The sequence below is a fragment of the uncultured Georgenia sp. genome (assembly GCF_937958535.1).
Classification (GTDB): domain Bacteria; phylum Actinomycetota; class Actinomycetes; order Actinomycetales; family Actinomycetaceae; genus Oceanitalea.
The window spans coordinates 26895-33646 of sequence record NZ_CALGNQ010000079.1 but is presented as its reverse complement, the minus strand read 5'-3'; the positions used below and the strand labels follow the sequence as shown (position 1 = coordinate 33646).

Annotated in this window: 6 protein-coding genes, 1 pseudogene and 1 riboswitch; all 7 genes and pseudogenes read left to right on the top strand. The window is 72.9% G+C overall.

The window, feature by feature from the left end; all coding sequences use genetic code 11:
• Positions 1-226 precede the first annotated feature (226 nt).
• A riboswitch (FMN riboswitch) is annotated at positions 227-358 on the bottom strand.
• A 175-nt stretch (positions 359-533) separates the two neighbouring features.
• A complete protein-coding gene (locus Q0195_RS04745; RefSeq protein WP_299275283.1) occupies positions 534-1232 on the top strand; it encodes an NAD-dependent deacylase in 699 nt (232 codons plus the stop codon).
• A gap of 488 nt (positions 1233-1720) precedes the next feature.
• Positions 1721-2404: a hypothetical protein gene (locus Q0195_RS04740; protein ID WP_299275281.1), complete on the top strand. Its 684-nt coding sequence runs from the start codon at positions 1721-1723 to the stop codon at positions 2402-2404.
• 4 nt (positions 2405-2408) lie between these two features.
• Positions 2409-2585 (top strand): hypothetical protein, encoded by a 177-nt coding sequence (locus Q0195_RS04735; RefSeq protein ID WP_299275279.1) that lies wholly within the window; start codon positions 2409-2411, stop codon positions 2583-2585.
• Entirely contained in the window at positions 2582-3838 is a 1257-nt protein-coding gene (locus tag Q0195_RS04730) for an FAD-dependent oxidoreductase (RefSeq protein WP_299275276.1), read from the top strand. Before Q0195_RS04735 ends, Q0195_RS04730 begins: the two co-directional genes overlap by 4 nt.
• Positions 3839-3974: 136 nt before the next feature.
• Positions 3975-5063, top strand: a pseudogene (locus tag Q0195_RS04725) (ABC transporter substrate-binding protein); the annotation flags it as partial.
• A gap of 34 nt (positions 5064-5097) precedes the next feature.
• A complete protein-coding gene (locus tag Q0195_RS04720; RefSeq protein WP_299275287.1) occupies positions 5098-5568 on the top strand; it encodes a hypothetical protein in 471 nt (156 codons plus the stop codon).
• A gap of 11 nt (positions 5569-5579) precedes the next feature.
• On the top strand, positions 5580-6611 hold the full coding sequence (locus Q0195_RS04715) for an ABC transporter permease (protein ID WP_299275273.1): 1032 nt from the start codon (positions 5580-5582) through the stop codon (positions 6609-6611).
• Positions 6612-6752: the final 141 nt, after the last annotated feature.

The window sequence follows — 6752 nt, the reverse complement described above, 5'->3', positions numbered from 1 at the left end:
GGGCGGTGATGACGCACGGCGGCACGACGTGGATGCGGTTGTCGACGACGAGGGGTTGCCGCCGCGGTGCGGGCCGCGGGTGGCCAGCACGACGGCCCGTTCCAGCGCGCGGGCCAGCCGTTCCCGGTCCTCGGCGACCTCGTCCAACGTCCCTCCCTCCACGTCGTGCGGACCGGGGACGTGCGGGAGCGTCGGAACGACCGCGTCGCCGACGACGGCGACGCGGTCACGTGCTGCCTCCCATCCGGACTTTCACCGTCGGTCCTGGAGTTCCACCAGGTCCACCGCACACCGTGAGGTGTGCGGGTCGCGGACTGTCACCGCCGGCTCGGAGTTTCACCGACCCCGGAGCACGCGTTGCACGTCGCACTGTGGCACAGGTCATCGGCTCGGTGTCAAACCGGCGTCCGCGGGCCGAGACATGACGCGCGACCGCCGCGCTCGCGTCGGTCCGGGCTCGACGGAGACCCGGACGCCGGCCGAGCCGCCGGCGGGGAGGCCGGGGTGGCCGCGAGGTGTCGCAGAATGGGGCCATGCGAGTGGTCGTCCTCACCGGTGCCGGGATCTCCGCCGAGTCGGGCGTGCGGACCTTCCGCGACTCCGGCGGGCTGTGGGAGGGGCACGACGTCGCGGACGTCGCCACCCCCGAGGGCTTCGCGCGCGATCCGGAGCTCGTGCAGCGCTTCTACGACGCGCGCCGCCGCGCCGTCCGGGAGGCGAGGCCCAATGCGGCGCACCGCGCGCTGGCGCGGCTGGAGGCGGCGATCGAGGACGACCTGCTCGTCGTCACCCAGAACGTCGACGACCTCCACGAGCGCGCCGGCTCCCAGCGAGTGGTCCACATGCACGGGGAGCTGCGCCGGGCCCGCTGCCAGGCCTGCCACCACCGACCCGCGTGGGACGACGACCTCGTCGATGCCCCGCCCTGCCCGGCGTGCGGCGAGCGGGCGCTGCGCCCCGACGTCGTGTGGTTCGGTGAGGTGCCCTACGAGCTGGACCGGATCGCCGACGCGGTGAGCAGCTGCGACCTCTTCGTCTCGGTCGGGACCTCCGGCTCGGTCTACCCCGCGGCCGGTTACGTCGCGCTCGCCGCGAGCAGCGGGGCGAGCACCCTCGAGCTCAACCTCGAGCCGAGCGAGGTCGCCCATGTCTTCGACGAGGTGCGCACGGGCCCGGCCGCCGAGCTCGTCCCCGAGTGGGTCGACGAGCTCATCGGCGCCCCCACGCGCTGACTGTCGGCCGTCGGCTGCCGCTACCGCCCGCCGGCCGCCGCTACCGCCCGCCGGCTGCCGCCACCTCCCGCCGGCCACCGCCACCTCCCGCCGCCCGCCGTCCTGCCTCATCGATCGGTCAGTGAACGTTCCCTGCCGAACCGTGAACGGACGTTCTCCGACCGATCGACGGGATGGGGCGAGTGAGGGGAGACGGCACCGGGCTGGACGTCGGGAGAGGGCTATGCCTGGGCAGCAGCCCCCGCCGGGCCGGTCCCCGCATGGCCACGGGAGCTGCCGGGCCGGTCCCCCTGGCTACGGGAGCCGCCTGGACGGCGGGAGCGGGGTGGCGGTCCTACGCTCGGTGACGTGCCTCACACGTCGGCGGCCGAGGGCTCCGCGTCCCGCCGCTTCGCCGTCCTGGGTCGGCAGTTGCCGTTCTCGCTCGCGTTCACCACGCTCGTCGCGTCGTCACCATCGGCGTCGTCTCCGTCGTCACGGCGGTCTTCGTGCTCGAGGTCGCGAGCCGGGGACGCTCCGCGGTCGACCACATCTGGACCCTCGCCTTCGCGGCGGCCATCAGCACCGGCCTGTGCTACTTCGCCGCGGCGTGGAGCCCGAACCTCTGGTGGTTCGTCGCGGTGGGTAACGCCTCCTCCGTCGGCACGACCTTCGCCATGTGGAACGGGATCCGGGCCGACGACGGCCGCCGCCCGCTCCTCGGTGTCACCGCCGCCGCCGTGGTCCTGACGCTGGGCGCCGCCCTGGTGCCGGGGCCGGAGGGTGGGGAGTGGGCCGGTGGCCCGGCCGTGCTCCTCGGCACGGCCGCGGGTGCCGGCCTCGGCGGTATCGCCGGCCTGCGAGGTCGGCTGCGGGCCCACCGCCTCGGCGTCCTCCTCAGCGGTACCCTCCTCGTCGCAGCGGGGTTCTACCTCCTGCGCACCGCGATCTTCCTCGGGGCAGGCCCGCGGTCGCGCGCGTTCACCGAGCTCGTCGGCACCGCTCCCACGACCCTTGTCGTGCTCGCCCTCGTGCTCGTCGCCTCCTACGCCATGGTCGGCGTCCGGGCCCACGACGCGCACCTCCGGGGAGACCGAGCGCTTCGGCTACGATCCCATGACCGGCCTGCGCACCCGGGTGAGCTTCGACCCGCGTGCCCGCGAGGTGCTGCGCACGGCGGAGCCGGCCGGTGAGCCCGTGGCGCTCGTGATGATCGCCCTGGAGGACAGTGAGCACCTCGCCGTGGCCTTCGACCGGGACGCCGCCTCCACCCATCCCGCCCACCGGTCCACCCGCCCGTGTGAGAAGGTGACGACGGGGCGCCTGCTGCGCGGCCCCAGGGCAGTGACGCAGAGCATCGGAGGGGGACGTTGAGGAGCACGTACTCGGCGCCGCGGCGCGTCGCCGTCGTCGGTGCCGGCATGGTCGGGCTGTCCACCGCCTGGTTCCTCCAGGACCGGGGCGTCGAGGTCACCGTCGTCGACCGGGAGGGGGTGGCGGCGGGCTCGTCCCGCGGCAACGCGGGCTGGCTGACGCCGAGCCTGAGCACCCCGCTGCCCGACCCCGCGGTGCTCGAGTACGGGATCCGGGCGGTGCTCAGCCCGGCGTCACCGGTGTACGTGCCGCCCACCCTGCAGCTGGACCTCGTGCGGTTCGCGGTGTCCTTCGCGCGGCACAGCACCGCCCGCCGGTGGCGCCGGTCGATGCGGGCTCTGGCCCCGGTCAACCGCCTGTCCCTCGCCGCGTTCGACGCCCTCCGCGACGGCGGGGTCACCGGTGAGACCTACGCCGCGGAGCCGTTCCTCGCCGCCTACCGCCGCGAGGAGGAACGCCGGGTGCTCGTCGAGGAGCTCCAGCACGTCGCCGAGGCGGGGCAGGATGTCGAGCTCGACCTCCTCACGGGCGAGGAGGCGCGCCGCCTCGAGCCCGCGCTCTCCGAGGAGGTCGGGGCCGCCGTCGTCCTCCACGGGCAGCGTTTCATCAACCCGCGGGTCTTCGTCCAGCGGCTGGCCGACGCGGTGCGCGAGCGCGGTGGGCAGATCCGGGAGAGGACCCCGGTCACCCGCGTGGTGGACCGTCCCGACGGCGTCCGGCTGCTCGGCACCGCCGGCGACGTCGGCCGCTTCGACGCCGTCGTCCTCGCCAACGGCACGTGGCTCGGCGAGCTCGCCCGGCCGTTCGGGGTGCGCACGCTCGTCCAGGCCGGACGCGGCTACAGCTTCAACATCCCGGTCGAGCACCTGCCCGCCGGCCCGGTGTACCTGCCCGCGCAGCGGGTGGCCTGCACGCCGCTCGGCGACCGGCTCCAGGTCGCCGGGATGATGGAGTTCCGCCGTCCGGACGCGCCGCTGGACCCGCGCCGCATCCAGGCGATCGTCGACGCCGCCCGGCCCATGTTCCGCGGCGCCGACTTCTCCGACCGCCGCGACGAGTGGGTCGGGTCGCGGCCCTGCACCCCCGACGGGCTGCCCCTCATCGGACCCACGACGTCACGTCGGGTGCACGTCGCCGGCGGGCACGGCATGTGGGGGATCGCGCTCGGCCCGGTCACCGGCCGGCTCGTCGCGGAGACGCTGACCACCGGGCGTACCCCGCCGGAGCTCACCCCCTTCGACCCCCTGCGCTGACCGCCTGGGCGAATCGGCCGCGCAAACCGCCACGGTCACGCACCCGGTGGACGTAGCCTCCGAGGTAGCCGGGGCGTGGCGCACGTCACAGCCACCGGCGCCGCTCACGAACCGGACGCACACATCGGGGAACACAATGCGTGGGCGTAGGTCGACAACGGCAGCGGCGCTCGCGGTCACGGGGGCACTCCTCCTCGCCGCCTGCTCCGGGAACGGCGGGGACGGCGACGGAGGTGACCCCGACACCGAGTCGCCCACCGGCGGCGACACCGCCCTGCCGGTGGTCGTCGGCACCACCGACACGGTGACCAACATCGACCCCGCGGGCTCCTACGACAAGCCCTCGTGGAACATCGTCTACAACACCTACCAGCGGCTGCTGGCGGTGCCCCTCGGCGAGACCGACCCGCAGCCGGACGCCGCGGAGTCCTGCGACTGGGAGGACGACGTCACCTACACCTGCACCCTGCGCGACGGGCTCACCTTCTCCGACGGCTCGCCGCTGACCGCTGAGAACGTCAGGCACTCCGTCGAGCGGCAGCTGGCCATCCAGCACCAGTCGAACGGCTGGCAGCTGCTCTCCGGGATCGAGGAGGTGGAGACGCCGGACGAGCTCACCGTGACCTTCCACCTGGCAGATCCGGACGCCACCTTCCCCTACATCCTCACCACGGCCGCCGCCGCGATCGTCCCGATGTCCTACCCGGCGGACGCGTTGCAGCCGAACGACCAGGTCATCGGCTCCGGTCCGTACACGGTGGAGTCCTTCGACGCCACGCAGCAGATCCGGCTGGGCGTCAACGAGAGCTACGCCGGTGACCGCGAGGTCCGCAACAGCGGCGTGATCCTGTAGTTCTACCAGTCCGAGTCGACGCTCAAGCAGGCGATCGAGGAGGGCGAGGTCATGATCGCCTACCGGAGCCTGGCCGTCACCGATATCGAGGACCTGCGGAACAACGGTGCCGAGCGCGGCGTGGAGGTTGTCGTCGGCGAGGGCACCGAGATCAACTACCTCGTCCTCCAGGCCGGCCGACCGCCGTTCGACGAGGTCGCCGTCCGACAGGCCGTCGCCCAGATCATCGACCGCGAGACCATCGCCTCCGCGGTGTACCGCGACACCGTCACCCCGCTCTACGGACCCATCCCGGCCGGGCTGGCGGGGCACGTGCCGTCGTTCCAGGAACGCTACGGCGACCCCGACCCCGAGGCCGCGGCCCAGCTGCTCGAGGACGCCGGCGGTCGCCTTCGACCTGTGGTGGATGCCCGACCGCTACGGCGAGGAGATCGGCGACATGTACGGCGAGATCGAGCGCCAGCTGGAGGAGACCGGCCTGTTCGACGTCACACTCGAGCAGCTCTCCTGGGCACAGTACGCCGAGACGTTCTCCGACCAGAGCATGGACGCCTTCGACCTGGGCTGGTTCCCCGACCACCCGGACGCGTCGAACTACATCGTCCCGTTCTACGCCTCGCAGAACATCGTCAACAACGGGTACTCCAACCCGGAGATGGACGAGCTCATCGACACCATCCTCACCGACACCGAGGAGGCCAACCGCGTCGCCGCCTTCGAGGAGGCCTCCCGGATCGTCGCCGAGGAGGCCCCGATCATCCAGCTGTGGCAGCGTGACCAGATCGCCGCGGTGCGCGAGGGGGTCACCGGTGTGGAGGAGACGCTCGACCCGTCGTTCATCTTCTACTACGACGTCGTCAGCGGGACGGCGGAGTAAGGGGGGCGGGTTTGGCCGGCGGGAGCACCGGGTCGCTGCGCGCCTACCTTCTCACCCGGGTGCTGCTCTTCGTCCCCCAGGTCCTCGTCATCCTCACCATCGTCTTCGTCCTCATGCGGGTGGCCCCGGGCGACCCGGTGAGCGTGGCGCTCGGAGGACAGCGCACCCCCGAGGAGCTGCAGGCGCTGCGCGAGGCCGCCGGCTACGACCGGCCGCTCCTCGTGCAGTACGCCGAGTACCTCGGTGGCGTGCTGCGCCTCGACCTGGGCACGACCATCATCGACAACCGGCCGGTCACCCAGATCCTTGCCGTCAACGGCGGGGCGACGCTCACGCTCACCGTCGCGGCGTTCCTCGTCGCGCTCGGCCTGTCGGTGCCCCTCGGCCTGCTCGCCGGCCGGTTCCGCGACACGGCCCTGGACGCCGTGCTCCGGGTCTTCGGAATCCTCACGTACGCCGCACCGGTGTTCTTCCTCGGGCTGCTCCTCCAGCTCCTCCTCGCCCGCTCCCTGGGCTGGCTGCCGTCGAGCTCACAGGCCTCACCGGTGGTGCTGGCCACCGTGCCACCGCGGACGAACATCTTCCTCGTCGACGCACTGCTCGACGGCAACACCGCCGCCTTCCGCAACGGGCTGGAGCACCTCGTGCTGCCGGCCCTGACCCTGGGGCTGCTGCTCACCGGCATCTTCATCCGGATCATCCGGGTCAACCTCATCCAGACGCTGCGCAGCGACTACGTCGAGGCGGCCCGCGCCCGCGGCGTGCCCGAGCCGCGGGTGGTGGTGCGGCACGCGTTCAAGAACGCCATGGTCCCCTTCGTGACCATCCTCGGCCTGCAGGTCGCGCTCCTCCTCGGTGGGGCGATCCTCACCGAGGAGACCTTCAACTGGAACGGCATCGGCAGCCAGCTGGTGCGCTACCTCGACGCACGGGACTACGTCGCGGTGCAGGGCATCATCACCCTCTTCGCCCTCGCCGTCGTCACGGCGTCGTTGCTCATCGACATCGTCAACGCGATGATCGACCCGAGGGTGCGGTACTGATGGCCGGCGAGGCGGTGCCCCTGCCCCCGCCCGGGCGCGGCCACGCGCGCGCCGGCGGCCCGGTGCGGCGGGTGCTGCGCGGCCTGGCCCGGCCCTACCGGCAGTCCCACGGCGTGGGGCGCCTCATGCTCGTCACCGGCA